Origin of the sequence: Kocuria sp. LHG3120, from assembly GCF_049897445.1 — a bacterium.
Classification (GTDB): Bacteria; Actinomycetota; Actinomycetes; order Actinomycetales; family Micrococcaceae; genus Kocuria; species Kocuria rosea.
Genome location: NZ_JAFCWG010000008.1, coordinates 142,313 through 168,572, shown reverse-complemented (window position 1 = coordinate 168,572; position 26,260 = coordinate 142,313). Strand labels below are relative to the sequence as shown.

The window sequence follows — 26,260 nt, the reverse complement described above, 5'->3', positions numbered from 1 at the left end:
CATGACCCGCCGTGCCGCCCCCTCGCGCCGCGCCCTCCTGCCCGTCACGGCCGCGCTGGCCGCGACCGGCCTGCTCCTGAGCGGCTGCTCGTCCCTGGGGGCCGGCGCCACGGGCGAGCCGACCTCCGGGGGCGCCACCGGCGCCGTCGTCGAGGGCACCCCCGAGGAGCTCCAGCGCTACTACACGCAGACCGTCGCCTGGGAGGACTGCACGTTCGAGGTAAAGACCAACGGCGCGCAGGACGACCTCCAGTGCGCCGACGTCGAGGTGCCCCTCGACTACGCCGACCCCGGCGGGGCGACCACCACCGTGGTGATGTCCCGCCTGCCCGCAGGCGGGGACGCCCGCGGCAGCCTGCTCCTCAACCCCGGCGGGCCCGGCGCCTCCGGGGTGGACGCGATGCTCTACGCGCAGTACACGGTCACCGGCGACGTGCGCGAGGCCTACGACGTGGTGGGCTTCGACCCGCGCGGGGTGAGCCGCTCCGAGGGCATCGAGTGCCTCGACGACGCGGAGCTGGACGCGTGGCGCGCCGAGCCGATGTTCGACCCCGAGGAGCAGCCGGTCGAGCAGATCCAGGAGGAGTACGAACAGCTCGGCGCCGCGTGCGTGCAGGACTCCGGCGAGCTCGTGGCGCAGATGGACACCGTGAGCGCCGCCCGGGACATGGACGTGCTCCGGGCCGTGCTCGGCGACGAGCGGACGACCTACCTGGGCTTCTCCTACGGCACCCACCTCGGCGCGGTGTACGCCGACCTGTTCCCCGACCGGGTCGGCCGGCTCGTGCTCGACGGCGGCGTGGACCCCACCCTGAGCGACATGGAGGCCACCGCCGACCAGGCCGAGGGCTTCGAGGACAACCTGCGCCACTGGGTGCAGCAGTGCCAGTTCGAGATCCGGGACTGCGTGGTGGCCGACGTCTCCACGGACGAGGCGATGACCCGGATCCAGGAGCTCATCGCCTCCGTCGAGGAGGAGACCGTGACCGCCGCCGACGGCCGGCGGGTCACCGCCACCAACGTGGTCGAGGGCATCCTGGGGCCCCTCTACGCGACCACCGGCTACGAGACGCTCAACGAGTCCCTGGGCGCCGCCTTCGACGGCGACTTCTCCGCGCTGCTCGCCCAGTCGGACGCCACGCACGGGCGCGACGCCGAGGGCCGGTACACGAGCAACACCACCATGGCGTTCACGGCCGTGAACTGCCTCGACCGGCCCGACGGGACGGTCACGGCGGAGCAGATGGCTCAGCACCAGGAGGAGCTCGAGCGGGTCGCCCCGACCTTCGGCCCGTACCTGGGCTACGGCGACGCAGCGTGCCAGGGATGGCCGGTCGACCCGGCGGGCCTGCCGGAGCCGCTCGACGCCGCCGGCGCCGATCCCGTCCTCGTGGTGGGCACCACCCACGACCCCGCGACCCCCTACCACTGGTCCGAGGCCCTCGTGGAGCAGCTCGACAGCGCCCGGCTGCTGACCTACGACAGCTACGGCCACACCGCCTACACGGCCGGCAACCGCTGCGTGCAGGACGCCGTGGACGCCTACCTGCTGGAGGGCGAGCTCCCCGCGGAGGGGACGACCTGCTCCTGATCCGCCGCGACCCGGGCGACCGGTGCCGGCACGGTGGGCGTCAGCGCGCGCCGGGCACCGGCGTGCGGACGAGTCCGGGGAGGTCCCGGACCGAGTCGACCACCACGTGGGCGCCGGCCGCGCGCAGGGACGCGGCGTCGTGGGCGCCCGTGCGGACGCCGACGACCGCGGCGGAGCCGGCCCGCAGGCCGGCCTGCACGTCCGCCGCGGTGTCCCCCACCACCATGACCCGGCGGACGTCGCCGAGGTCGAGCGCCAGCACGGCGGTGAGCACCATGTCCGGCCAGGGTCGTCCGCGCCCCGCGTCCGAGGGACACAGGCTGAGATCCGCGAGACCCGTCCAGCCGAGCTGCTCGAGGAGCGTGTTCAGGCTGTGCCGGTTGTAGCCGGTGGCCAGGCAGACCCGCAGGCCCGCCTCGCGCAGCGCCGTGACGGCCTGCTCCGCGCCCTCCACGGGAATGACCCCCTCGGTGGCCAGCAGCTCGTCGAGGTGGCGCTCGAAGTCCCGGACCGCCTGCCGTGCCCGGTGGGGGTCGCTCGCGAACAGCTGCTCGAGCACTCCCGCCTTCGACTGGCCCAGCGTGTCCCGGACGTGGTGGAGCATCTGCCGGAACCGCTCCGAGCCGGGGTCGACGCCGAGACCGGTCACGGTGCGCTCGAAGGCCCGCTCCATGATCCCGTTGTCGTGGAACACGGTCCCGGACATGTCCAGGAAGGCCAGTTCGAGATCCGGCGCGATGCCGCCGTCCGGTGTGCGCACTGGGCTGCTCCTGTTCCGGGCGGACCGCAGCGGCCGGCCCCGTCGTCGTGTCCGTCCATGCTGCGCCCCGGCCCTGCGGGCCGGTAAGGCCGGGGAGCCGAAGAGCCGGTGAACTCCCGGGGAACGCGCGCACCGCGCCCGGCCCCGCCGATTGGGGACGCCCCCGTGCTCTCTGCTACAGTTTCACCTGCACTGAGGCCGTCCCGGACGGCCGCGTGCACGCCTCCTTAGCTCAGTCGGTAGAGCGTTTCACTCGTAATGAAAAGGTCGTCGGTTCGATTCCGACAGGAGGCTCCCACCGGAAGAAGGCTCCGGACCCCCTGGGTCCGGAGCCTTCGTCGTCCCGCCCCGCGCCCGTCCACCGGGCCACCTGCCCCCGCCCCTCGAACCCCGCGACGGGCGGTGCGCACCGGCCGTCACAGTCGCGTCCCCCCTGGTCACAGTGGTGTTCGGCGGGTGGGGTCCGCCGTACGCTGAGGCAACCGGGCGCGATCGGCCGCCACGGACCACTTGGGCGGTGCACCATGCAACTCCGTTCGCGACAGCGCCTCGGCCTGCTCGTCCTCGCCGGAGCGGCCCTGGTGACGTCCGCTTGCGGCCCCTCCCCCGGTCCTCCGCCGGAGACGGCTCCTCCCCCGGACACGGCCTCCCCGGCCTCGCCCGCACCGGGTGAGCCCCGGGTGTCCCGCATCCTGACCTGGCTCCGCATGGGGCCCACCGGGGAGGGCACCCCGCTGTGGTACGACCCCCTGAAGGACGGGGACTGCGGCGACGAGCAGCTGCTCGCGTCCCGGGCCCAGCCCGTCCCGCGCGCCGGCGCCCTCCTGTGCGAGGCCGCCACGACCAACGACCCCGAGCTGTGGCGGCAGGGCGAGGACGCCCTGGCTGCCGTCCCGGCGCCCGCCGGCTGCTGGGAGGAGGAGACCGTGGCGGGCCTGCGGCGGCTGGTCGAGTTCCACCGCCGGGCCCCGGAGGCGGTCCCGGAGCTGCAGGTCCCCGACGGCACGGCCTGCCCCCTCGTGCTGGAGGGCCTCCTCTCGCCGCTGGCCCCCGGTGTCGAGGGCCTGGAGATCCCCGTGTCCACCTGCGGCGGCGCACCGGTCTTCCTGCAGGGCAACCTCGAGTGGGTGCCGCCGGAGGGCATCCGCGCGGTGTCGGTGGGCGCCGCGGTCGTGCCGGTGCAGCAGGGCAATGGAAGCCTGTTCTTCCGCGCCCCGCCGTCGGACGTCGCCGGCCCCGTCCCGGTGACCGTCTCGGACGCGGACTGGCCGGTCGGCGGGCAGGGCTACCTGGTGTACCAGGTGCCGGCCGCCGCCTGTCCCGACCCCCCGCCGGCGCCCGCGCCCACCGCTCCACCCACACTCTAGGAGCCACGGTGGCGGAGCAGGAGCCGGACGGGTCCCCGCTCTGGGGGCGGCTCTTCCAGGCGGTCTCGAAGCTGGGCGTGGGGGTGAGCCTGCTGACGGCCCTGCTGGTCTACTTCGGCTGGGTCCGCGCCGGCGCCCAGGCCCGGGAGATGGGCCTGGACGCGAACCTCTTCGGCTACACCACCCAGGACTACCTGCTCCTGAGCATCGGCTCGCTGTACGTCCAGCTCCTCTGGATCGCCGTGGCCGTGCTCGGCGGGATCTGGCTGGACCGCCGGCTGCGCGAGCGCGTGGAGGCCCGTGCCCGCCGGTCCGGGAGCGCCCCGGTGGCGCGGTGGGCGCGCCGGGGGACGTGGTTCTTCATCGGGCTGGCGGTCGCGGTGCGGCTCCTGGGCGGCGCCGTGCCGGAGGAGGAGGCCTGGGTGATCCCCTTCGCCATGGCGCTGTGCGTCCTCGCCGCCGCCTGGGCCGCCGGTCTGCGGCGGCGCGTCACCGCCCGTGATGAGCGGCCCACCGCGCCCGAGCGGCCGCTCCTGCGGAGCTTCGCGCTGCTGTCCGTGGTCGCGCTCCTGGTGTTCTGGGGCACGTCGTCGGTGGCCGAGGCCATGGGACGGGCCCTGGCCCACGACCTCGAGGAGGAGCTGGAGACGATGCCGCGGACGGTCGTCTACAGCGAGAAGCCCCTGCACATCGGCCTGCCCGGGGTCCGTGCGGAGGAGCTGGGCGGACCCGACGACCCGCTCCACCGCTACGACGAGCTACGGCTCCTGACGCTGCGGGGCGGCCGGTACTTCCTCCTGCCCGAGCAGTGGACGGTCGCCGGCAGCACGGTCCTGGTGCTGCCCGACGACAACTCGGTCCGCCTGGAGTACAGCCGCTGATCCGTCCTGCTCCGCCCGGCCGGGGTCCTCCGCCCCCGCCGGTCCGGCCATGGGGAGGGTCAGGGTGAAGACCGTCCCCTCCCCCGGGGCGCTCTCGCAGCGGATGGTGCCGCCGTGGCGCTCGACGATCTCGTGCACGACCGCCAGGCCCAGGCCCAGGCCCGGGATGGCGCTCATCCGGGCGTTGCTGCTGCGGAAGAACCGGCCGAACACGTGCTCGGCGTCCTCCGGGCGCATCCCCATGCCGCGGTCCGCCACCTGCACCTGCACGGTCGTCCCGGTCCGGACCACCCGGACCGTCACCGGCCCGCCGTCCGGGGAGTACTTGATGGCGTTCGAGAGCAGGTTGTCGAGCACCTGCCCCAGGCGCACGGGGTCGCAGGCCAGCACGAGGCGGGACGGGGCCTCCACCCGCAGGTCCACCCCCGCCTCGACGGCCCGGAGCCCGGCCGCCGCGACGGACTGCTGGACCACCTGGACGAGGTCGGCCTCCGCCGGCTGCAGCGCCAGGACGGGGCCCGCGGTGCGGAGGAGGTCCTCGACCAGCACGAGCAGCTGGTCGGCGTTGCGCTCGACGACCTCCAGCCCGGAGCGGACGTGCCCGGGGAGCCGCTCGTCCATGGCCAGGAGCTCGGTGTAGCCGCGGATGGACGTCAGGGGCGTGCGCAGCTCGTGGGAGACGCCGGCCACGAAGTCGTCCTTGGCCTGCAGCGCCGCCACCAGCTCGGTCACGTCGTTGAACGACAGGACGGAGCCCTCGGTCCCGCCGTCCTCGTCCCGGAGCACGCGGGCGGACACGGAGAGCACCCGCTGCAGGGGCGGCTCCCCCGCCCAGACCAGGGCGTCGGAGAAGGACTCGCCGCGGATCGCGCGGCGGGCGGGACGCCGGTCCACGGGCAGCGGCGTCCCGTCCCCGTCCGCGTAGACCCGCAGGTCCGCCTCGGCGCCGTCCCGCACCCCCTCGGGCAGCGAGAGCTCGTGGATCCGGTGCTGTCGGCGGTTCATGAGGATGTCGTGGCCGTGCTCGTCGATCGCCAGCACGCCCACGTCCACCGTGTCCAGGACGGTGTTCAGCAGCCGTTCCCGCCGCGCGGTCACGCCCAGCAGCCGGCGCAGCTCGGCGTCCTTGGCCTCGAGCTCGGCGTTCTGACGCTCCATGCTGTTCGACAGCACCTGGACGGTGAGGCCGATGCCCAGCAGCATGACCGGGATCAGCAGCGGGGCCGTCAGCAGCTGCGCGCTCACCGTCCGGGGCGGGACCAGGAGCGGGACCCACACCATCGCGAGGGTCAGGACGAACCCCAGCGGGGCGGACGCCCGGGGCAGCCGCCCGGAGCCGGTGAGCCAGATGACGGGGAACGCGGCCATGATGCCCACCCCGGTCACCGTGCTCAGCGTGCCCTCCCGCAGCAGCGTGATGGGGACGAAGTCCAGGACCGGGACGACCAGGAACGCCCCGTAGGGCAGCCGGTGCCACGGCACCAGCACGCACAGGGCCGTCAGCGCGACCGTGAGCGCCAGTGCCAGCTGCACCCGCAGGTCGTCCCGCAGCGGCTCGTGGACCACCCAGATCCCGGCGACGAGGACGACGGTCGTGACGAACAGCGGCATCTGGCTGAGGAGCACGCGCCGGCGCATCGACAGCTCGTGGAAGCTGATCCGGTCGAGGGAGAGGACGGTGAGCAAGCGGTCCACGGGAGAACTCTTCCGACTGGGTGCGTCACCCTCGGGGGGTCGGGATGACAATTGCAAAGAATAGCGGCTTAATGAGTCCATGACCCCCTCCCCCCAGGGTCGCCGTGCCGTCGTGATCGAAGACCACGACGACATCCGCAACCTCCTCGCCCAGACCATCGGCATGCGCGGCTTCACCGTGACGACCGCCGCGACCGGCCTCGAGGGCATCGAGGCCGTGCGCCGCGACGGCGCCGACCTCATCACCCTGGACCTCAGCCTCCCGGACCTCGACGGGCTGGAGGTCTGCCGGCGGGTCCGGCAGTTCTCCGACGCCTACCTGCTCATGGTCACGGCCCGCCCGGGCGAGATCGACCGGCTGGAGGGCCTCGAGCGCGGGGCGGACGACTACATCAGCAAGCCGTTCAGCCCCCGGGAGCTGCAGGCCAGGATCGAGGCGATGTTCCGCCGGCCGCGCGCCCGGGCGGAGCAGGCGGACGCCGAGGAGCTGCGCCGCGCGGCCGAGGTCCAGCGCAGCCTGCTGCCCGCCGCCGCCCCGTCCGTGCCCGGCTACGACGTGGCCGGGGCGTGCCGGCCGTCCCGCAGCGTGGGCGGGGACTTCTTCGACTGGTACACGACCGAGGGCGGGCTCCAGGTCTCCCTGGCCGACGCCATGGGCAAGGGCATGGGGGCCGCGCTCATCGCCGCCACCGTGCGCGCCGTGCTGCGCTCCGCGGCCGGGCAGCCGGACATGGAGCGGGCCTTCCGCGACACCTGCCGGCACCTCGAGCACGACCTCGCCCACTCCGACTCCTTCGTCACGCTCTTCCACGCCCGCCTGGACACGGCCGACGGGGTCGTGGAGTACGTCGACGCGGGCCACGGGCTGGGACTGCACGTGCGCGCGGGCGGGATCGACCGGCTGCGCCCGGGCGGTCCCCCGGTGGGGGCGGTGCCCGGGACACAGTGGGTGCCCGGCCGGATCGTGCTCGCGCCCGGCGACGCCCTCGTCGTCGTCAGCGACGGCCTCCTCGACGCGTACGAGGACGTCGACGACGCCGTGCGCGCGGTCGCGGACGTGGTCGCCCGCCACGAGGACGCCCCGTCCGCCTGCACCGCGGTCCTCGACCTCGCCGGCGAGGAGACCCGCACCGACGACGTCACCGCCGTGGTCGTCCGCCGCCGGTCCGCCCCGTGAACCGCTTCCTCGTCCGGCTCCTGGTCGTCCTGACCCTCCTGCTGGGCGTCAACTACATCGCCTGGCGCTGGCTCGAGTCGCTGAACTGGTCGGCGTGGTGGATCGCCGTTCCCCTGGTGCTCGCCGAGACGTACAGCCTGATCGACGTCTCGCTGTTCGGGCTCACCGTCTGGCGGCTCCGGCGGCGCGGGGAGGCCGGCGCCCCGCCCGCGGGCGCCACCGTGGACGTGTTCATCACGACCTACGACGAGCCCCTCGACCTCGTGATGGGCACCGCCCTGGCGGCGCAGGCCATCCGGCACCCGCACAGCACGTGGATCCTCGACGACGGGGCCCGCCCCGAGCTCGAGGCGCTCGCCGCCGAGCACGGGCTGGGCTACCTGACGCGAAGCGAGGACTGGACCGACCGGCCGCGCCACGCCAAGGCCGGCAACCTCAACAACGCCCTGATGCTCACCCAGGGCGAGTTCCTGCTGATCCTCGACGCCGACCAGGTCCCGGCCCCGGAGATCCTGGACCGGACCCTGGGCTGGTTCAACGACCGCAGGGTGGCGCTCGTGCAGACGCCGCAGTGGTTCGTCAACGTGCCGGACCACGATCCGCTCGGCAGCCAGGCCCCCCTGTTCTACGGCCCCATCCAGCAGGGCAAGGACGGCTGGAACGCCGCCTTCTTCTGCGGCTCCAACGCGATCCTGCGCCGCGAGGCGCTCATGCAGCTCGGCCTCTCCGGCTACGTCCAGGAGGTCGAGCAGGACGTGAAGGAGTCCCTCGCCCGCACCCGGGCCGCCCTGCGCAGGGCGCGACGGTCCCCGGAGGCCGCGAACCCCGTCGTCGCGGGCATGCTCGACGACGTCGAGGCCGCCACCGCGCGGGCCCGCGCCGAGCTGAAGGCCGGCGCCCCCCTGACCGAGCTGACCTACCGCCTGCAGCGCGAGGTGGACGCGGCGGCCCGGCGCACCGTCACGCAGGACTTCTCCCAGATCGAGGCGGACCTCGCCTCGATCGCCGCCCTGGACCTGCCCCCCGAGGACGGCATGGTGTGGCCGGACGAGCTCGCCTCCGCCGTGGACCGGATGTCCCGCCGCGACCTGTCCCCCCTGGCCGCCGTGGAACCGGTCCGGGAGGTGCTCGAGGCGGTCTCCGTGGACCGGCCCGGCGAGGCCCAGCCGGTGATGCCGCTGGCGACGATCTCCGTCACCGAGGACATGGCCACCGCGATGCGCCTGCACGGCCTGGGCTGGCGCAGCGTCTACCACCACGAGGTCCTCGCCCACGGCCTGGCCCCCGAGGACCTGAAGACCATGCTCACCCAGCGCCTGCGCTGGGCGCAGGGCACGGTGCAGGTGCTGCTCCGGGAGAACCCGCTGCTGCAGCGCCGGCTGGGGTGGGGCCAGCGGCTCATGTACTTCGCCACGATGTGGAGCTACCTGTCCGGCTTCGCGGCCGTCGTCTACTTCGCCGCGCCCATCGTGTACCTGGTGCTGGGCATCCTCCCCGTCACGAGCCTCAGCTGGGACTTCTTCGTCCGCTTCATCCCCTTCATGGTGGTGAACCAGCTGCTGTTCCTCGTGGTGGGCCGGGGCATCCCCACCTGGCGCGGCCAGCAGTACAGCCTGGCCCTGTTCCCCATCTGGATCAGGGCGTGCACCACGGCCGCCCGCAACGTCTGGTTCGGCCGCCCCCTCGGCTTCGCCGTCACGCCCAAGGTGCGGCAGGACGCCGGCCCGGCCTGGCACCTCATCCGCCCGCAGCTGGTGGTGATGGGGCTGCTGGCCGCGGCCCTCCTGGTGGGGACCGCCCGGCTGGCGGTGGGGCTGAACGAACCGGTGGGAACCCTGGTCAACGTGGCCTGGGTCGCCTTCGACCTGGTGGTGCTGAGCGTGCTCGTCACCGCCGCGAGATACACGGGCTTCGAGCCCGAGGAGAGGAGTGCCGATGCAGTTCACGATTGAGCAGAAGCCGAGGTTCGCCCACATCACGGGCACCGGACGGCTCAACATGGTGGGGGCGCCCAAGCTCCGGGAGGTCGTGGCGAAGGTCGTCGACGAGGGCAGCAACCACGTGGTGGTCGACCTCGGCGGCACCGAGTTCATGGACTCGTCCGGTCTGGGCGCCCTCATCGGGTGCCTCAAGCTGGCCCGCCAGGCCGGCGGCGACCTGCGGATCGCGAACGTCCGCCCCCAGGTCCGCATGGTCCTCGAGCTCACCAGCATGCACCGCGTCCTGACCCCCTACGACACCGCCGACGCGGCCTTCGCCGATGACTGAGCCCACGGCCCGCCGCTCGCGCCGGGGCCCGGCCACCGCCCTGACGGTGGACACCCTGCACGAGGACCTGGACGCGCTGTGGGGGGAGGCCGCGTTCGTGCCCGAGACCGACCGGATGGCCTTCACGCTCGCGGTCGTGGAGGCGGCCGGCAACGTGGTGGTGCACGCGGTGCCCGCGGCGGAGGACCCGATCGAGCTGTCCGTGGACCTGGTCGCGGACCCCCACCGGCTGGAGGCGAGGATCTACGAGATCGGCGCCGCACCGGCGCAGGTCGACCTCACGGGGGCCATGGCGCAGGAGCACCGCGAGTCCGGCCGCGGGCTCGCCCTGATCCAGGCCCTGGTCAGCCGGGTGGTGTTCGAGCGGCACGGGGACACGAACGTCTGGAAGCTGTGCCGGGAGTGCGGCCGGGACGAGGTGTAGCGCCCCCGGGGAGGCGCTGGACCCGCGTCCGGCCGGGGCGGACGTCCCCTGATTTGCGGATGTAAACTGTCCGCCGTGGTGCCTAGACTTTGGTCCAGGACAACACGTCAGGGGGCTCACGTTGTCACCGAGAACACTCGTTCAGGGGCCGGTCGGGCGCCCCGCCGCAGGGGGACGTCAGCGGCGGGACGCACGCCGGGCACGCCGAGAGAAGTCGTCATGATCGCCGCGATCATTCCCGCCCACGACGAGGCGGCCCGCGTCGAGCACGCGGTCGTCTCCCTCCACCGCCAGACCCGTCCGCCGGAGCGCATCCTCGTCATGTCGGACGACTCCACCGACGCCACCGTCGAGGTCGCCCTGCACGCCGGCGCCGAGGTCCTGCTCACCGTCGACAACCGGCACCACCGTGCCGGGGCGCTCAACCAGGCCCTGGACACCGTCCGGATGGAGCCGGACGACCTGGTGCTGGTCCTCGACCCCGGCGTCCGGTTGCCGCCGGGCTTCCTGGCCCGCGCCCTGGCCGCCCTCCGGGACCGCAACGTGGGCGCCGTCTCCGCCCGGTCCACCGCAGTCGGGGGCCCGGCCGCGCTGATCCGCTGGCAGGCGCTCGAGGACGTCCACCGGTCGTTCGGCCGCTACTGCGACGAGGGCGCCGTGACCGGCCAGACGCGTCTCGCCCTCGACCTGGAGGCCGTCGGCTGGCGCCTCTGCCCGCCGCTGGAGGCCGAGGAGGACGGGACCGTCCCGGTCGAGCACCTCGCGCCCGTCCCGGCGGAGCACGCCGCCCCCGTCCCGGTCGAGCACCTCGCGCCCGTCCCGGTCGAGGTCCTCCGCGCGGAGCCGGCGGCCGCGTGATCCGCCGCCCGGCCCACCGGGACGCTCAGTCGCGGGCGGCGCGGCCCACGAGGACGGCCGCCGCGCCCGCGAGGACCGTGGTGGTCAGGCACCCGATCGGCAGGGGCAGGCAGCAGCCGCCCACCGTGACGTTCGTGCCGCGGCGCGTCCGGGTGGAGTACCCGGGGAAGGGGAGCATCCGGAAGCCGGAGCGGCGCCCGTACCCCCCGCCCCGGCGGCCGGGCAGGTCGTAGCCCGGGCCGAAGCGGCCAGGGCCTCCGCGGTCGGGCCGGCCGAGGGGCGAGCGGGACCAGCGGGCGTCGAACTCGCCGTCGGCCGCGCGGTAGTCGAATCCGGAGGGGTTCATGCCGCCCATCAAACCATCAGCAGGCTGTCGGGTCCACCCCGTCACCGCCGGGAACGGGCTTCAGCCGCGCCGCAGCAGCTCCTCGGCGCGCTCCACGTGCTCCCGCACCGCCTCGGCCCGGCGGACGACCGCGTCCAGCCGGTGGGCCGAGGACTCCTCGTCGGCCCGCACGAACCGGGCCATGGTGAGGGCCTCCGCCGCCTGGGCCATCGCGTTGCCGGCCCGGGAGAGCTCGCGGTGGACGTCGTTGAGGTAGCCGCCCGGGGAGGCCGGGATGTCGTGGCTGCTGCTCGGCGCCGTGCGCTGCGCCGCCGCGCACACGGCCCGCACCTCCGGCAGCAGATCGGCGAGCGCGTTGGCGGTGGGCACCACGGACTGCGCGAGCGTCTTGTCCGGGAGGCTCTCGAGGATCTGGTGGAAGCGGTCCAGACCCCGGCGGAACCGGTCGTGGGCGCGGCGCCACACGCCCAGACCGAGCTCGGCCTCGTCACGGCGAGCGGCGCGGTAGTCGCGCAGGAATGCCACGGGCGGTCCTTTCGAGTGGAGACAGTCCATCCTACGGCGGCCCGGCCCGCCCTCCGTGCGCACGGAGGGCGGGCCGGGGCGGGCCGGCGGCGGGCCGGGACCGGGCCGTCCGCGGCCGCACCGAGGGGTGCGCTCAGGGGACGAGCAGGACCTTGCCGATGTGCGTGCCGGAGTCGAAGTACTCGTGGGCCCGCGCGACCTCGTCCAAGGGGAACGTGCGGTCCACGACCGGGCGGACGGCGCCGGACTCGACGTGGGGCCACACGTGCTCCCGCACGGCGGCCATGATGCGGGTCTTCTCCGCCACGGGCCGCGGGCGCAGCGTGGTGCCGATCACGGCGGCCCGCTTGGCCATGAGCTTCCCGAGGTCCAGCTCCCCCGTGCGCCCGCCCTGGGTGGCGATGACCGCGATCCGGCCGTTGGTGGCCAGCGCGTCCAGGTTGCGCCCCAGATAGGAGCCGCCCACGACGTCGAGCACGATGTCGGCGCCGTGCCCGTCCGTGAGCTCCCGCACGCGCGCCACGAAGTCCTCCTGCCGGTAGTCGATCGCCTCGGCGCCGAGCCGCCGTGCGGCGTCGGCCTTGTCCGGGCTGCCGACCGTGGTGAGCACGCGCAGGCCGAGGGCCCGGCACATCTGGAGGGCGTTGGTGCCGATCCCGCCGGTGCCGCCGTGCACCAGGACCGTCTCGCCCTCGCGGGCGGCGGCGGCCATGAAGACGTTGGAGAACACCGTGGCGCACACCTCCGGCAGGCCGGCGGCGGCGACGAGGTCCACCCCGGCGGGCGCGGGCAGGACCTGGCCGGCCGGGACGACGACCTCCTCGGCGTAGCCCCCGGAGTCCAGGAGGGCGACGACCTCGTCGCCGGGGGCGAACCCGGCGCCGGCGGGCACCTCGGGGCCGAGCTCCTGCACCGTGCCCGAGACCTCGAGGCCGAAGACGGTCGACGCCCCGGGCGGGACCGGGTACCTGCCCAGCCGCTGCATGACGTCCGCCCGGTTGATCCCGGCGGCCCGGACCCGGATCCGCACCCCGTCGGGCGTGAGCTCCGGGGCGGGGATCTCGGCGACGGCGAGGACCTCCGGTCCGCCGGGGGTGGTCTCGAGCACTGCGCGCATGGTGGGGCCTTCCGGTCGGGGGCGACGGTCGCTCCCATTGTGTCGCGGGGCGGGCACCCGGTCACCCGGCGTCGGCCCGTGGCGAACAGGGGGACGCCGGCGCCGCCCTCAGCGGATCGAGGCGTAGGCGTCGAGGGCGCGTCCGCGGCTGGCCGGCAGGTCCACGACCGGCTCGGGGTAGCCCACCGACGGGCCGAGCAGACCGGGCTCGTGCGGGTCCACGCCCTCGTCGCCGGCCAGCTCGGGGATCCAGCGGCGGATGTAGCGGGCCTCGGGGTCGAACTTCCGGCCCTGGGTGAGCGGGTTGAAGATCCGGAAGAACGGGCTCGCGTCCGCGCCGGAGCCCGCGACCCACTGCCAGTTCCCGGGCCCGCTCGCCGGCTCGGCGTCCACGAGCGTCTCCCAGAACCACTGCTCCCCCACCCGCCAGTCGACCAGCAGGTTCTTGGTGAGCAGGGACCCGGCGACCATCCGGACCCGGTTGTGCATCCACCCCGTGGCCCGCAGCTGCCGCATGCCCGCGTCCACGAGCGGGAAGCCGGTGCGCCCCTCCTGCCAGGCCCGGACGTCGCCGGCGGCCTCCGCCGGGTCCCGCCACGGGAACGCGTCGAAGGCCGGGCGGACGTGGCGCACGTGCAGGTCCGGCACCTGGTGGAGCAGGTGCCAGTTGAACTCCCGCCAGCCCAGCTCGGCCAGGAACTTCTCCAGCCCCGGGCTGCTCCCCTGCTCGGACCGGTGCCGGACGGCCGCGTCCCAGACCGCGAACGGGCTGATCTCGCCCCACCGCAGGTGCGGGGAGAGCCGGCTGGTGCCGTCCCGGTCCGGCCGGTCGTGGCCCTCGGCGTAGTCCTCGACGCGGTCCAGGAAGTCGTCCAGCCGCTCCCACGCGGCCGCCTCCCCGGGTGTCCACACCGCGGCCAGCCCGGCCGCGCGCTCCGGGGACGGCACCAGGTCCCAGTCGTCCTGGTCCTCGGTGCCGGCGGCCGCCGCCACCTCCGCGGCGGCCCCCCGGCCCGGCCCGGGCACGGGGAGCGGCTGCCGGATCTCCAGCGCCCGGAGCGCCTTCCAGAAGGGGGTGAACACCTTGTACGGGCCGCCGGCACCGGTGCGCAGGGTCCACGGCTCGTGCAGCAGCGCGGCCTGGAACGAGTGCGCCTCCACCCCGTGCTCGGCGCACCACTGCTTCACCCCGGCGTCCACGGCGAGCTCGGGCCCGCCGTAGCGGCGGTTCCACGTGATGCCGCCCGCCCCCGTGCGCTCGAGGACCTCGGGGAGCACGGCCCCGGCGGGACCGCGGCGCAGCACCAGGGGGATGCCCAGCTCCCGGAGCGACTCCCGCAGGGACCGCAGCGACCCGTCCAGCCACCACTTCGCGGCCGCGCCGAGGGGCCGGACCCCCTCGGACTCCTGGTCCAGGACGCAGAGGGCGACCACCGCGCCGCGCCGGCACGCGGCGTCGAGGGCGGGGTGGTCCGTGACGCGCAGATCGTCCCGGAACCACACGATCGTCGTCGTCCCGCGGTCGGGGCTCTCGGGTGCGTCCACGCGCTCACCCTACCGGTGCTTTGGCGGCGTTCCGGACGCCGTGGAAGAATGGGCTGCGCGCTCCGCCGCCCCCGCCGGGGACCGGACGGGCGCGGGGAAGGTTGTCCGAGCGGCCTAAGGAGCCGGTCTTGAAAACCGGTGTGCGGTGACCCCGTACCAAGGGTTCAAATCCCTTACCTTCCGCCTCCGCACGAGGCCCCCACCGCGAACCGGCCGGTGGGGGCCTCGGCCCGTCCCGGGGCCGGAGAAATGTCGCGGTGTCGTGGTCCGCCGTTCACCTCTGCGTGCTGAAATGGGGACAACGCACCGCCGCATCCCCCGGAGGACCCCCATGGCGCCCCAGAAGCACCGTCCTGCCCTGCTCGCCGCGCTCGCCGCCGGCGCCGTGGTCGCCTCGACCGGTCTGGTCCTCCCCGCGGCGTCCGCCCAGGGGACGGCGCCCCCGCCGGCACCGGGCGCGGGGGCGGCGGCGGCCGGGGAGACGGCCGTCGAGCTGCTCTACTTCAACGACTACCACGGCCGGCTCTCCTCCGACCCCCTCCTTTTCGCGGGCGCGATCGAGCAGCTGCGCGCGGAGAACGAGGACGGCACGCTGCTGCTGTCCGGCGGGGACAACGTGGGCGCCTCCGAGTACGTCTCGGCCGTGCAGCAGGACGACCCCACGCTCGACGTGCTCGACGCGCTCGAGCTCGACGCCTCCGCCGTGGGCAACCACGAGTTCGACCGGGGCGCGGACGACCTGACCGGCCGCATCACCGAGCGCGCCGGCTTCCCCTACCTGGCGGCCAACGTCACCGGCCCGGACGGCGAGCTCGTCACCGAGGCGTCCGCGACGTTCGACGTCGAGGGCGTGCGCGTGGGCGTGGTCGGCGCCGTCACCCAGCAGACCGCCACGCTCGTCTCGCCCGGCGCGATCGAGGGCATCACCTTCGGCGACCCCGTCGAGGCCGTCAACGCCGAGGCCGAGCGGCTCGAGGCGGACGGGGCCGACGTCGTGGTGGCCGTCTACCACGAGGGCGCCGCCGACGCGGCCGACGCCCTCGGCGACCGGCTGGTGACCGGCACCAGCGCGACCGTGGACGTGGTGCTCAACGGGCACACCCACCAGGTCTACGACGAGGGCGTCGACGTGGACGGCGACGGCGACCTCGACCGCGCGGTCCTGCAGGCCGGCTCGTACGGCGGCAGCCTCGGGCGGATCTCCCTGAGCTACGACGAGGCCGCCGACGACGTCGACCTCACCACCGGCGTGCTGGCCGTCGACGAGGTCGTCACCGCGACCGAGGAGGAGCTGGTCGCCCGGTATCCGCGCGTCGCGGAGGTCGCCGGGATCGTCGCGGACGCCGAGGCGGTGGCCCTGGAGCGGGGCAGCACCCCGGTCGGCGAGATCACCGGGGACATCACCACCGCCTACGGTCTGCGGGACGGCGTGCAGGCCCGCGACGACCGCGGCGCCGAGTCGAGCCTCGGCAACCTGGTCGCCGAATCCATCCGCGACAGCCTGGACGAGTCGGACGGCGTGCAGATCGGCCTCATCAACCCCGGCGGCCTGCGCGCCGACCTCCTCTGGGCGGACGACCCCGGCCAGGTCATCGACGGCGAGCGCGACGGCGTGGTGACGGAGTCCGAGGCCAACCAGGTGCTGCCCTTCGCCAACAACCTCACCACCGTGACCCTCACCGGCGAGCAGTTCGAGCGGGTCCTCGAACAGCAGTGGCAGCCCGAGGGATCGTCCCGGCCGTACCTGCAGCTGGGGCTGTCCGAGAACGTGTCCTACACCTTCGACGCCGCCCGCCCGGCCGGGGACCGGATCACCTCGATCACGGTCGACGGGCAGCCCGTCGACCCGGCCGCCGAGTACGTGATCGGCTCGGTGTCCTTCCTGGTGGAGGGCGGCGACAACTTCACCGCCCTGACCGAGGGCACCGACGTCACCGACACCGGCCGGATCGACCGCGACGCCTGGATGGAGTACCTCGCCGCCAACAGCCCGCTGTCCCCCGAGTTCGACCGCCGGTCCGTGGCGCTGACCGGGGCCGCCGCGGACGGCTGCACCGTGACCTTCGACGTCTCTTCCCTGGACATGACCTCCCTGGGCGCACCGGAGAACACCTCGCTGAGCGTGCGCGCGGGCGACCCGGACGGCACTGAACTCGGCACGGCACCGGTCACCGACGGCACGACCTCGGTCAGCCTCGACACGACCGGCCTGGCCGACGACGCCGCCGTGTGGCTGGTCGCCGAGCCGTCCGGCACGCAGGTCCGCGTGCCGGAGGCTGTCCTGGACCTGCTCACCGACTGCGCCACCGAGCCGGAGCCCACCGACAGGCCGACCGAGCCGCAGAAACCCGGCACGGGCCACTCCGGCGAGCACCCCGGCCAGGGCGAGCCCGGCCGCGGCGACTGGAAGCACGGCTCCGAGCGGGCCCACCAGGTCCTCAGCCGTCTCTTCGGCTGAGCCCCGATCGTTCTCTCCCCTTCTCCCCCTGCCCCCACTGAAGGAACTCCCCACCGTGAACATGCTGTTCTCCCTGCCCCTGAGCGGGGCTCTGGCCGCGGCCCTGCTCGCCGCGCCGCTGACCGTGCCCGTGCACGCCGCCCCGGACGGGGCGAACGTGGTCATCAACGAGGCCTACACCAACGGCGGCTCGGCCAACGCCGTCTACACCCACAAGTTCGTCGAGCTCTACAACCCCACGGTCCAGCCGGTGGACCTCACCGGCTGGACCCTGCAGTACCGCTCCGCGTCCGGCACCGGAACCGTCACCAGCACGGTGGCGCTGTCCGGGACCATCGCCCCGGGCGGCTACTTCCTGGTCCAGGGCGGGTCCAACGCGGGCAGCGGTGCCGCGTTGCCCGCCCCCGACCTCGCCACCTCGTTCAACCCGGCGGGCGTCTCCGGGACGATCGTGCTCTCCGACGGCGAGCAGCCCCTGGCCGCCCCCACTGGCTCGGTGACCGGTACCGACGGGCTCGTGGACCTGCTCGGCTACGGCACCTCCAACACCTACGAGACCGCGCCCGCCACGGGCCCGTCGGCGAATGCGGACCCGAAGTCCATGACCCGCGCCGACGGCGTGGACACCGACGACAACTCCGCCGACTTCACCGCCACGACCGCGGTGACCCCGCAGAACTCCGGTGGCAGCGGGGGCGAGCCCGCCCCCGAACCGGTCCCCGAGCCGAGCCCGGAGCCCGCCGCCCCGCCGGTGGAGCTGGCGATCCGGGACATCCAGGGCACCGACGACGTCTCCCCCCGGGCCGGACAGGCCGTGACCACCCGCGGCGTGGTCACCGCCGTCTACGCCACCGGCGGGCTCAACGGCTGGTACCTCCAGACCCCTGGCACCGGTGGCGACCTGGACACCGCCGCCCACGATGCCTCCGACGGCGTCTTCGTGTACTCACCCTCGGCCGTGGCGAACGTGGAGCTCGGCCAGTACGTCGAGGTCACCGGGACGGTCGCCGAGTACCACGGACAGACCCAGATCAGCGTGCACCCGGAGGGGGTCACGGTCCTCGACGAGGCCGCCGAGGCGGTCGAGCCCGCCGCCGTCGGCTGGCCCGCCGGCGAGGCCGAGCGCGAGGACCTTGAGGGCATGCTCCTGGACCCGGCCGGTGAGTTCGTGATCACCGACAACCACGACCTCAACCGCTACGGGGAGATCGGGCTGGCCGCGGACACCACGCCGCTCGTGCAGCCCACCGCCGTGGGCGCGCCCGGCTCGCCGGAGGCCGCCGCCCAGGCCGCGGACAACGAGGCCCGGGGCGTACTGCTCGACGACGGCGCCACGACCAACTACGGCAACTTCGCCAACGCCTCGGTCCCCCTCCCCTACCTCTCTCCCACGACCCCGATGCGGATCGGCGCGCCCGTGGACTTCGTGGCGCCGGTGGTGCTCGGCTACTCGTTCGAGGAGTGGCGCCTCCAGCCCACGACCCGGGTGACCGGGGACAACGCCCAGGGCGCCCCCGTGGTCGCCGAGAACACCCGCACCGCCGCCCCCGAGGACGTCGGCGGGGACGTGCAGCTGGCCACGTTCAACGTGCTGAACTACTTCACCACCACCGGCGACGAGCTGACCGGCTGCACCTACTACACGGACCGCGCCGGGGACCCGGTCTCGGTGCGCGGAGGCTGCGACGCCCGCGGGGCGGCCGAACAGGAGGACCTTCAGCGCCAGCAGGCCAAGATCGTCGCCGCGATCAACGCCCTGGACGCCGAGGTCGTCTCCCTGGAGGAGATCGAGAACTCCGCGAAGTTCGGCAAGGACCGGGACCAGGCCCTGTCCGACCTGGTCGAGGCCCTCAACACCGCCGCCGGTACCGAGCTCTGGGCGTACGTGCCGTCACCGGCCGAGCGTCCGGCCGTCGAGGACGAGGACGTCATCCGCACCGCGTTCATCTACCAGCCGGCCGCGCTCGGGACCGTGGGCGAGTCCGTGATCCTGGGCGACGAGGAGAACTTCGACAACGCCCGCGAGCCGCTGGCCCAGACGTTCCGCCCCGCCGGCGGGGACGCGGGCGAGGACTTCACGGTGGTCGTCAACCACTTCAAGTCCAAGGGCTCCGCCCCCTCCACCGGCCCCAACGCCGACGCCGGGGACGGCGCCGGGGCCTGGAACGCCGACCGCACCGCCCAGGCCCAGGCCCTGGTGGCCTTCGCCGAGGAGCTCAAGACCACCCAGGGCACCGACCGGGTGTTCCTCACCGGTGACTTCAACTCCTACGACCAGGAGGACCCGATGCGGGTCCTGCACGAGGCCGGCTACACGGACCTGGCCCCGGCGGGCGAGCACTCCTACGCCTACGGCGGGATGGTCGGCTCCCTCGACCACGTCCTGGCGTCCCCCGCCGCGGCCGGGACCGTGACGGGCTCGGATATCTGGGAGATCAACGCCCACGAGTCGGTGGGCCTGGAGTACAGCCGGCACAACCACAACGTGGTCGACCTCTACGCGGCCGACCCGTACCGCGCCTCGGACCACAACCCGGAGATCGTCGGCCTGGCCCCCGCCGGCGCCGGGCCCGCCGGCCCGCAGAAGCGTGGCAGGGGCAACTCCGGCGAGCACCCCGGCAAGGGCCTCCGGGAGCACGCCGACGACCGGGCCCGCGAGGTCCTGCACCGCCGCCTCGGCTGACCCGGCCGCGGCGCGCCGGCCGGCCCCGGTGCCCCCGGGGTCAGTCGCGTGCCGGGGCCGGGCCCAGCACCGCCGCGGCGATGCGGTCGGCGTCCGCCAGGGTCCGGGCACCCAGCTCCGCGGACGCCCCGGCCTCCGCGGCGATCGCCACGCCCCACTGGACGGCCGAGAGCTGCAGGCCGAGCACGAGGACGCCGGGCTCCACGCCGCCGTCGACGCGCACGGCCCGGTACGGGGCCCGGGTGACGTCCAGCCCGGTGCCGGGCACGGTCGCGACGCCGTCCCGGGTCTCCATGGCCCGGACCCGCACCAGGCCCTCCCGGTGCATCGCGGACAGCAGCGGGGAGATGTTGCGCCGGACGTCGTTGGGCGGGGACATGGCCTCCACGAGGTGCTCGGCGCGGAAGGGCTCGTCCTTGACCCAGGGGGAGCTCGCCATGAACCGGCCCTCCTCCTCGTCCACGAGGAACTGCGGGTCCGGGCCCAGGAAGCGCACCACGCCGGCGCGGGCCAGCGCCGCCAGCTGCTGGTTCCGCAGCACCGGCGGCCCGGAGGCGAGGCCCTCCACGAAGGGCTCGAACGTGCGCCGCAGCTCGTCGGTCCAGGAGGCGTCGCTGATCCCGAGGTCCGCCAGCACGGCCTTGAGCACGGTGCGCGCGGCGTTGAGCGAGGCGACGGCCATCTGCAGCGGGTCGTCCTCGCCGGCCAGCGCGCCGTGCACGTCCCGGTCCAGGTGGTGGACCAGGGCCGCCGCGTACTCGTCGTGGGAGCCGAAGCTGAGCCCCTCGAAGGGGCGGGCCAGCCGGAGGGCGTTGAGCTGCCGTCCCGGGACCACCGCGGACGCGATGAGCCGCTCGGCCCGGGAGGTCCAGGGCCCCTCGGGATGGTCGTCGCCGGTGCCGAGCACGGCGTCGAAGCGCGCCAGGAACTCCTGCGGATCGGTCTCGAAGGCGTCCGGGGCGGTCCGCGCCAGGACGGAGTAGTAGTTCCACTGGGCGTCCTTGCGGATCAGCGGATAGAGGTTCGTCTCGAAGGACAGCGGACCCTCCGCCCGCGCCGCGAGCGCCCGCACGGCGTCGAGGGTGAAGAACCGGGTGACGAGGGAGCCGGCGTAGTAGCCCTCGAGCACCGCCTTGGAGCGGTACGGGGCGCCGCGGCGGGAGCCGGCCACGATCACGGGCTCCCGCCCCGAGGGGTGGTAGACGTAGCGCTCCCCGTCCTGGGTGTAGATTCCGCCGCGGCCCTCGGTGACCTGGGCCAGGACGTCGCAGAAGTTCAGGCCCATGCCGCGCACCAGCACGGTGCGCCCGGCGGGCAGGTCGTCCCAGTGCACGTCGGCGGGCACGGCGGGCGGCCAGTAGGTCAGCCCGAGCTCGGCGGCGCCGTCCACGAGCTCCCGCTGGTCGGGGCGCAGGTCGGCGTCGAGGTGGCCCAGGGCGAGCACCACGGCGTCCGCCGGGAGGTTCTGCCCGCCGCTGATCTCCACGTCGTAGCGGTGCCGGGCGTGCTCCCGCACGTGCACGCCCACGGCCTCGGCCCGGTGCACGGCGAGCTGCACGGTGGCGGGGAGGGCGTCCTGCAGCGTGCGGAAGATCCAGGAGAGGTAGACCCCGTACATCCGCCGGGACGGATAGGACTGGGGCGTCATCCGGGTCAGGTGCGCGGCGTCGTCGGGGTCCACGGCGATGGTCCCCGCCACGGCGGCGAGCCGCCAGTGCTCGAAGCTCATGTTCCGCAGCGGCTCGAGCGGGTCCACCGGCAGCACGCCGTCGTCGGCGATCACCGTGGGGAACACCGAGGGCGTGTTCATGAGGTACAGCGGGGACTGGTTCGTCCGCCACACGTGCCCCGGACCGGGCGGGAAGGGGTCGACGACGTCGATGCGCACCCGGGCGCCCGAGGCCGCGGCGCGGGCCGCGAGCCGCTCCACGACCGACAGCCCGCGCGGGCCCGCCCCGATCACCGTGACCCGTCGTTCGGAACCTGGCCTGCCCGTTGCGCTCATGGCCCTCAGGATATCGACCCGCCCGCCGGGCCACGGGCACGGGGCTGCGCCTACGATGGCGGACATGACCGAGACCGCGCAGACCGCCGCCCGCCCGACCGCCGAGCAGCCGCACGACGAGAACCTGTGGCTGGAGGAGATCACGGGGGACGCGCCCCTGGAGTGGGTCGCCGGGCAGAACGCCCGCACCCTGGCGGCGCTCGAGAGCCCGCGGCTGCGCCGCCTCGAGGCCGAAGTGCTCGCGGTCATGGACTCGACCGAGCGGATCCCCATGGTCGCCAAGCACGGGCCGCACTACTACAACTTCTGGCGCGACGCCGAGCACCCCCGCGGCGTCTTCCGCCGCACCACGTGGGAGTCCTGGCTCGGCGGGGACACCGAGTGGGAGGTCCTGCTCGACGTCGACGCGCTGGCCGCCGTGGAGGGCGTCGACTGGGTCTGGGGCGGGGCCCGGCTGCTGCGCCCGCAGTACACCGGCGGGCAGCACCGGCTGGCGCTGCTCAGCCTCTCCCCCGACGGCGGCGACGCGAAGCGGGTGCGCGAGTTCGACCTCGACGAGCGCCGGTTCGTGCCCGGCGGCTTCGACGTCCCCACGGCGAAGTCCACCGTGACGTGGGTGGACGCCGACTCCCTGCACGTGGGCACCGACTTCGGCCCCGGCTCGATGACCACCTCCTCCTACCCCCGCACCGTGCGCGTCCTGCGCCGCGGGCAGGACCTCGCCGAGGCCCGGCAAGTGTTCGAGGTGGCCGAGGACCACGTGCAGGCGGTGCTCGTGCGGGACCACACCCCGGGCTTCGTCCGGGACGTGGCCGTGGACGTGGTCGACTTCTTCGCCTCCCGGACCTACCTGGTGCGGGACGAGGAGCTCGTGCACGTCGACGTCCCCGACTCGGTGACGGTGGACCTGCACCGTCAGTGGCTGCTGCTGCGCCCGCAGGAGGAGCTCGAGCTGGACGGGACCGTGCACCCGGCCGGGTCCCTGCTCGTGGCCGAGCTCGAGGCGTTCCTGGCCGGGGACCGCTCCGTGACCGCCGTGTTCGTCCCGGACGCGCGCACGTCGCTGCAGTCCTGGTCCTGGACGGCCGACCGGCTGATCCTCAACCTGCTGCGGGACGTCTCCTCGGTGGTCCGCGTCGCCGAGCCGGGCCCCTGGACCTCGTCCGAGCTGCCCGGGGCGCCGGCCCTGCACAGCGTGGACGCCTACGCCGTCGACGACGAGGACCCGGAGGCGGGCAACGACTACTGGCTCGTGGCGACCGGCTTCCTCACCCCGACCACCGTGTCCCGCGGCACCCTCCCGGCCCGCGGCGGGGTGACGGCCCCGCCGCGGGTGGCGAGGACCGCCCCCGCGTTCTTCGACACGACCGGGCTCTCGGTCGAGCAGCACTTCGCGGTCTCGGCGGACGGCACCCGGGTGCCCTACTTCCAGGTGGGCCCCGCCGACCCGGTCCTCGACGGGCGGAACCCGACGCTGCTCTCCGGCTACGGCGGCTTCGAGGTCTCCCGGACCCCCGCCTACTCCGGGGCCCTCGGGCGGTCCTGGCTGACCCGCACCGACGACGCCGGGCGGTCCGGGGTCTACGTCCTCGCCAACATCCGCGGCGGCGGCGAGTACGGCCCCGCGTGGCACCGGGCCGCCCTGCAGGGGAACCGGCACCGGGCGTACGAGGACTTCGCGGCCGTCGCCGCGGACCTGCAGAACCGCGGGGTGTGCACCCGGGGAACGCTCGCGTGCTCGGGCGGCTCCAACGGCGGGCTGCTCGTGGGCAACATGCTCACCGGGCACCCCGAATTGTTCGGGGCGATCTCCTGCGGGGTGCCGCTGCTGGACATGCGCCGCTACACGAAGCTGTCCGCGGGCTACTCCTGGATCGCGGAGTACGGCGACCCGGACGACCCGGAGCAGTGGGAGTCCGTCCGCACGTTCTCGCCGTACCACCTGCTGGAGGAGGGGCGGGACTACCCGGACGTCCTGTTCTGGACCGCCACGAGCGACGACCGCGTGGGCCCCGTCCAGGCGCGCAAGGCCGCCGCGCGGATGCTCGGCATGGGCTACGAGAACGTGTGGTTCTACGAGGCCACCGAGGGCGGGCACGCGGGCGCGGGCGACAACAAGCAGGCCGCCCGCCTGCACGCGCTGTCCCACGAGTTCCTCTGGACGGCGCTGCACCGGGGCTGAGCCCCGGCGCGGGTCAGCGGCGCTCGCGGTCCGGGACGGCCCAGCCCATCAGGAGGGACACCACCCCGATGATCAGGGTGGCGAGCACCGCCGTCCAGAGGAAGGAGTCGATCTCGAGCCGCAGCGGCGTGAAGGAGCTCAGCCAGGACGTCAGCCACAGCATCGCCGCGTTGACCACGATGGCGAACAGGCCCAGCGTGAGGCAGGTGATCGGCAGGGACAGGATCGTCAGCACGGGCCGCACGACCGCGTTCACGGCGCCGAAGACCAGGCCGACGAACAGGTAGGCCAGGACCGACGCCGTGGTCTCGCCCCCGACGGCCGAGACGACGGACGGGTCCGCCGCGATGCCCATCCCGGGCAGGATCCAGGCGGCCACCCAGATGGCGAGCGCGTTGACGAGGACACGGAGCAGGAAGGACATGGCCCCATCCTGTCAGGAACGGCGGGTGACGGCGGCCCAGCCCACCAGCGCGGCCGCGCCGCACAGCGCCAGGCCCAGGGTGAGGGCGATCCGCCCCGCGTCCACGGCGGGCCGCCACGTGACGCTGTCCCCCCGGACCACGTACACCCCGGCCGGCTCGGCGTGCACGCCGTAGCCCACGCCCGATCCGCTGCCCGAGCTGTCCTTCTCCTCGCCCGAGCCCCCGCCACCGCCGCCCCAGCCCCTGACGCGGGCCACGGGCACGACCGTGGTGCCGTGCACCTCGTACGCCTCGCCGAAGACCCGGCGCACCGTCACGGCGTCGACGGCCTCCTCGAGGACGGAGCGGTCCGTGAGCCCGGCGCGCCAGGCGGGGGCGGGGCGGGGCGCACCGGGTGCGGCGGGCGTGGTCTGCGGACGGTCCTGCTCCGGCATGGTGGCCTCCTGGGCTCGGGCGCCGGCGGCGCGCTGAGCCCCAGTCTAGGAAGCCGCCGGCCCCCGGTCACGGGGCGACCGCAGATGACGGGCCCGGGTGCGGGCCCGGGTGCGGGCCCGGGTGCGGGCCCGGAACGCGAAACACCCCGGACCGCGGGTCCGGGGTGTTTCCGACGTCCTGGGACGTCACGAGCGCGGAGACGGGGGGATTTGAACCCCCGGTCGAGTTTAACCCCGACCCTTCATTAGCAGTGAAGTCCATTCGGCCGCTCTGGCACGTCTCCATCCGTGGCCCACCACGCGGGTGGGCAACACGGGCCAGCTTAAGGGAGGACCGGGCACGGGGTCAAAGCTGGGGTGGCTCAGCCGGCGATCTGCTGGTAGATGCGCCCGAACCGGGTGCCGACGGCACCGCGGGAGAACCGCTCCCGCACGGTCTCCGCGATCCGGGCCGGATCCGCGTCCCGGAAACGGTCCCACCCCCGCAGGACCGCGTCGGCCAGGGCCTCCGGGTCCCAGCTGTCGACGAGCACCGAATTCTCGTCCGTGCAGTAGTCGTCGAAGCCGCCGCTGAGCGGCACGACCGCCGGGCGACCCGCCGCGAGGGACTCGGCGACCGCCGTGAAGAAGTTCTCCTGCGAACTGGGCAGGAAGAACACGTGGGCGCGGGACATCTCCTCGAAGACCCGGGACGGCTCCACCGCTCCGGTGAACTCGACGCGGTCCGCGATGCCCAGCTCCCGGGCCCGGCGCCGGGCGCTGTCGAGGAGTGGGCCCGAGCCGACCATGGTGTAGCGGACGTCCGCGCCCCGCTCGACGATCCGGGCGACCGTCTCCAGCGCGAGCAGGGGCTGTTTGCGCTCGATGAAAGCCCCCACGCCGACGAGCCGGACCGGGGGCGACGGCGGGAACGGGAGCACCGGACGGGGGTTGTCCACTACGCAGGGCACCACGTGCGTGGCTCCCGGGCGGGCGAAGCGGGCCATCTCCTCCGCGAGCTCCCGCGTCACCCCGGTCACGGCATGGGGCAGCCGCAGGGCGTGGCGGGACCACGCGAGGCGCTCCCACAGGGGGCCCACGCTGGCCGGGGCGACGACGCCGTTCCAGTGCTCGGTGTGCACCCAGGGGCGGCGGCGCAGCAACCAGGAGGGGGCGGCGATCAGGACGGCGGAGAAAGCCATGGTGTGGAGGACGTCCGCGCCGCGCAGGCCCCGGCGGATCGTGCGGGCGACCCGGACGTAGCTCAGGGGGTCCGTGAAGTCGAGCCACACCCGGGTGACGGGCACACCCTCGTAGACCTCTCGGACGTCCGTCCGGCGGGTCCGCCCGATGACGACGTGCACAGCCGCGACCTCGTGTCCGGTCTCCTGCAGGGACCAGCAGTGCTCCAGGACGAACGGGGTGCGGCTGGGCACGTCCCGGTCCGGGAACCAGGCGGTGACCACGAGAGAACGCATGAAATGAAGACCTTCCGACGGAGTGGTGCCCGAGTGGGCTCGGCCCAACTCTAACGGCCGGG

The 26,260-nt window shown here is 74.3% G+C and carries 20 protein-coding genes and 3 tRNA genes; 12 read left to right on the top strand and 11 right to left on the bottom strand.

The features are described from left to right. Position 1: 1 nt before the first annotated feature. Positions 2–1,591 carry an alpha/beta hydrolase gene (locus tag ACP7CD_RS15875; protein WP_109243831.1) on the top strand — a complete coding sequence of 530 codons (1,590 nt, stop codon included), beginning with the start codon at positions 2–4 and terminating at the stop codon, positions 1,589–1,591. A gap of 40 nt (positions 1,592–1,631) precedes the next feature. Here the strand turns inward: ACP7CD_RS15875 and ACP7CD_RS15870 are convergent, their stop codons facing one another. Then, entirely contained in the window at positions 1,632–2,351 is a 720-nt protein-coding gene (locus tag ACP7CD_RS15870) for an HAD-IA family hydrolase (RefSeq protein WP_017831974.1), read from the bottom strand. A gap of 221 nt (positions 2,352–2,572) precedes the next feature. On the opposite strand from ACP7CD_RS15870, the gene ACP7CD_RS15865 reads away from it, so the two are divergent. After that, a tRNA-Thr gene (locus ACP7CD_RS15865) sits at positions 2,573–2,645 on the top strand. Positions 2,646–3,031: 386 nt separating this feature from the next. Continuing rightward, positions 3,032–3,718, top strand: a complete 687-nt coding sequence (locus ACP7CD_RS15860; protein ID WP_426120605.1) for a hypothetical protein — start codon at positions 3,032–3,034, stop codon at positions 3,716–3,718. Between the two features lie 758 nt (positions 3,719–4,476). On the opposite strand, the gene ACP7CD_RS15855 is transcribed toward ACP7CD_RS15860, so the two are convergent. Then, positions 4,477–6,294, bottom strand: a complete 1,818-nt coding sequence (locus ACP7CD_RS15855) for a sensor histidine kinase (protein ID WP_426120604.1) — start codon at positions 6,292–6,294, stop codon at positions 4,477–4,479. 79 nt (positions 6,295–6,373) lie between these two features. Between ACP7CD_RS15855 and ACP7CD_RS15850 the strand changes: the two genes are divergently transcribed. The 5 genes from ACP7CD_RS15850 to ACP7CD_RS15830 all read left to right on the top strand — a co-directional run bounded on the left by ACP7CD_RS15850 (position 6,374) and on the right by ACP7CD_RS15830 (position 11,021). Further along, positions 6,374–7,471, top strand: a complete 1,098-nt coding sequence (locus ACP7CD_RS15850; protein ID WP_426120603.1) for a PP2C family protein-serine/threonine phosphatase — start codon at positions 6,374–6,376, stop codon at positions 7,469–7,471. Continuing rightward, positions 7,468–9,423, top strand: a complete 1,956-nt coding sequence (locus tag ACP7CD_RS15845; RefSeq protein WP_017831979.1) for a glycosyltransferase family 2 protein — start codon at positions 7,468–7,470, stop codon at positions 9,421–9,423. The genes ACP7CD_RS15850 and ACP7CD_RS15845 overlap by 4 nt, the downstream gene beginning before the upstream one ends. After that, the gene (locus tag ACP7CD_RS15840) at positions 9,407–9,739 is read left to right on the top strand and encodes an STAS domain-containing protein (RefSeq protein WP_017831980.1); all 333 of its coding nucleotides are present in this window, start codon (positions 9,407–9,409) and stop codon (positions 9,737–9,739) included. The genes ACP7CD_RS15845 and ACP7CD_RS15840 overlap by 17 nt, the downstream gene beginning before the upstream one ends. Next, the gene (locus ACP7CD_RS15835; RefSeq protein ID WP_426120602.1) at positions 9,732–10,163 is read left to right on the top strand and encodes an ATP-binding protein; all 432 of its coding nucleotides are present in this window, start codon (positions 9,732–9,734) and stop codon (positions 10,161–10,163) included. Before ACP7CD_RS15840 ends, ACP7CD_RS15835 begins: the two co-directional genes overlap by 8 nt. A gap of 219 nt (positions 10,164–10,382) precedes the next feature. Next, positions 10,383–11,021: a glycosyltransferase family 2 protein gene (locus ACP7CD_RS15830; RefSeq protein ID WP_368827778.1), complete on the top strand. Its 639-nt coding sequence runs from the start codon at positions 10,383–10,385 to the stop codon at positions 11,019–11,021. Between the two features lie 25 nt (positions 11,022–11,046). Here the strand turns inward: ACP7CD_RS15830 and ACP7CD_RS15825 are convergent, their stop codons facing one another. The 4 genes from ACP7CD_RS15825 to ACP7CD_RS15810 all read right to left on the bottom strand — a co-directional run bounded on the left by ACP7CD_RS15825 (position 11,047) and on the right by ACP7CD_RS15810 (position 14,554). Beyond that, a complete protein-coding gene (locus ACP7CD_RS15825; protein WP_426120601.1) occupies positions 11,047–11,367 on the bottom strand; it encodes a hypothetical protein in 321 nt (106 codons plus the stop codon). Between the two features lie 60 nt (positions 11,368–11,427). Further along, positions 11,428–11,892: a hypothetical protein gene (locus ACP7CD_RS15820; protein ID WP_017831984.1), complete on the bottom strand. Its 465-nt coding sequence runs from the start codon at positions 11,890–11,892 to the stop codon at positions 11,428–11,430. A 133-nt stretch (positions 11,893–12,025) separates the two neighbouring features. Continuing rightward, a complete protein-coding gene (locus ACP7CD_RS15815) occupies positions 12,026–13,009 on the bottom strand; it encodes an NAD(P)H-quinone oxidoreductase (protein WP_426120600.1) in 984 nt (327 codons plus the stop codon). A gap of 108 nt (positions 13,010–13,117) precedes the next feature. Then, positions 13,118–14,554 (bottom strand): cryptochrome/photolyase family protein, encoded by a 1,437-nt coding sequence (locus ACP7CD_RS15810; protein ID WP_426120599.1) that lies wholly within the window; start codon positions 14,552–14,554, stop codon positions 13,118–13,120. A 95-nt stretch (positions 14,555–14,649) separates the two neighbouring features. On the opposite strand from ACP7CD_RS15810, the gene ACP7CD_RS15805 reads away from it, so the two are divergent. From ACP7CD_RS15805 to ACP7CD_RS15795, 3 genes are all read left to right on the top strand, one after another. After that, positions 14,650–14,737: transfer RNA gene (locus ACP7CD_RS15805), tRNA-Ser, on the top strand. Between the two features lie 148 nt (positions 14,738–14,885). After that, a complete protein-coding gene (locus ACP7CD_RS15800; protein WP_426120598.1) occupies positions 14,886–17,012 on the top strand; it encodes a bifunctional metallophosphatase/5'-nucleotidase in 2,127 nt (708 codons plus the stop codon). A gap of 61 nt (positions 17,013–17,073) precedes the next feature. After that, the gene (locus ACP7CD_RS15795; RefSeq protein WP_426120613.1) at positions 17,074–19,695 is read left to right on the top strand and encodes an ExeM/NucH family extracellular endonuclease; all 2,622 of its coding nucleotides are present in this window, start codon (positions 17,074–17,076) and stop codon (positions 19,693–19,695) included. Positions 19,696–19,735: 40 nt separating this feature from the next. On the opposite strand, the gene ACP7CD_RS15790 is transcribed toward ACP7CD_RS15795, so the two are convergent. Continuing rightward, positions 19,736–21,658, bottom strand: a complete 1,923-nt coding sequence (locus ACP7CD_RS15790) for an FAD/NAD(P)-binding protein (protein ID WP_426120597.1) — start codon at positions 21,656–21,658, stop codon at positions 19,736–19,738. Positions 21,659–21,764: 106 nt separating this feature from the next. On the opposite strand from ACP7CD_RS15790, the gene ACP7CD_RS15785 reads away from it, so the two are divergent. Beyond that, entirely contained in the window at positions 21,765–23,882 is a 2,118-nt protein-coding gene (locus tag ACP7CD_RS15785; protein WP_426120596.1) for a prolyl oligopeptidase family serine peptidase, read from the top strand. A gap of 13 nt (positions 23,883–23,895) precedes the next feature. On the opposite strand, the gene ACP7CD_RS15780 is transcribed toward ACP7CD_RS15785, so the two are convergent. From ACP7CD_RS15780 to ACP7CD_RS15765, 4 genes are all read right to left on the bottom strand, one after another. Further along, on the bottom strand, positions 23,896–24,306 hold the full coding sequence (locus ACP7CD_RS15780) for a phage holin family protein (protein ID WP_017831991.1): 411 nt from the start codon (positions 24,304–24,306) through the stop codon (positions 23,896–23,898). Between the two features lie 12 nt (positions 24,307–24,318). Then, positions 24,319–24,741, bottom strand: coding sequence for a spore germination protein GerW family protein (locus ACP7CD_RS15775; RefSeq protein ID WP_426120595.1), 423 nt, complete (start codon positions 24,739–24,741; stop codon positions 24,319–24,321). Between the two features lie 195 nt (positions 24,742–24,936). After that, positions 24,937–25,025, bottom strand: a tRNA-Ser gene (locus ACP7CD_RS15770). 78 nt (positions 25,026–25,103) lie between these two features. Beyond that, a complete protein-coding gene (locus tag ACP7CD_RS15765; RefSeq protein ID WP_426120594.1) occupies positions 25,104–26,198 on the bottom strand; it encodes a glycosyltransferase in 1,095 nt (364 codons plus the stop codon). Between the last annotated feature and the right edge of the window lie 62 nt (positions 26,199–26,260).

What these genes read in the sequence shown, in the direction of transcription:
- ACP7CD_RS15875 (WP_109243831.1), top strand. Translation starts at nt 2, where the DNA reads ATGACCCGCCGTGCCGCCCCCTCGCGCCGCGCCCTCCTGCCCGTCACG.
- ACP7CD_RS15850 (WP_426120603.1), top strand. Translation starts at nt 6,374, where the DNA reads ATGACCCCCTCCCCCCAGGGTCGCCGTGCCGTCGTGATCGAAGACCAC.
- ACP7CD_RS15840 (WP_017831980.1), top strand. Translation starts at nt 9,407, where the DNA reads ATGCAGTTCACGATTGAGCAGAAGCCGAGGTTCGCCCACATCACGGGC.
- ACP7CD_RS15835 (WP_426120602.1), top strand. Translation starts at nt 9,732, where the DNA reads ATGACTGAGCCCACGGCCCGCCGCTCGCGCCGGGGCCCGGCCACCGCC.
- ACP7CD_RS15830 (WP_368827778.1), top strand. Translation starts at nt 10,383, where the DNA reads ATGATCGCCGCGATCATTCCCGCCCACGACGAGGCGGCCCGCGTCGAG.
- ACP7CD_RS15825 (WP_426120601.1), bottom strand. Translation starts at nt 11,367, where the DNA reads ATGAACCCCTCCGGATTCGACTACCGCGCGGCCGACGGCGAGTTCGAC.
- ACP7CD_RS15815 (WP_426120600.1), bottom strand. Translation starts at nt 13,009, where the DNA reads ATGCGCGCAGTGCTCGAGACCACCCCCGGCGGACCGGAGGTCCTCGCC.
- ACP7CD_RS15800 (WP_426120598.1), top strand. Translation starts at nt 14,886, where the DNA reads ATGGCGCCCCAGAAGCACCGTCCTGCCCTGCTCGCCGCGCTCGCCGCC.
- ACP7CD_RS15795 (WP_426120613.1), top strand. Translation starts at nt 17,074, where the DNA reads ATGCTGTTCTCCCTGCCCCTGAGCGGGGCTCTGGCCGCGGCCCTGCTC.
- ACP7CD_RS15785 (WP_426120596.1), top strand. Translation starts at nt 21,765, where the DNA reads ATGACCGAGACCGCGCAGACCGCCGCCCGCCCGACCGCCGAGCAGCCG.
- ACP7CD_RS15780 (WP_017831991.1), bottom strand. Translation starts at nt 24,306, where the DNA reads ATGTCCTTCCTGCTCCGTGTCCTCGTCAACGCGCTCGCCATCTGGGTG.
- ACP7CD_RS15775 (WP_426120595.1), bottom strand. Translation starts at nt 24,741, where the DNA reads ATGCCGGAGCAGGACCGTCCGCAGACCACGCCCGCCGCACCCGGTGCG.
- ACP7CD_RS15765 (WP_426120594.1), bottom strand. Translation starts at nt 26,198, where the DNA reads ATGCGTTCTCTCGTGGTCACCGCCTGGTTCCCGGACCGGGACGTGCCC.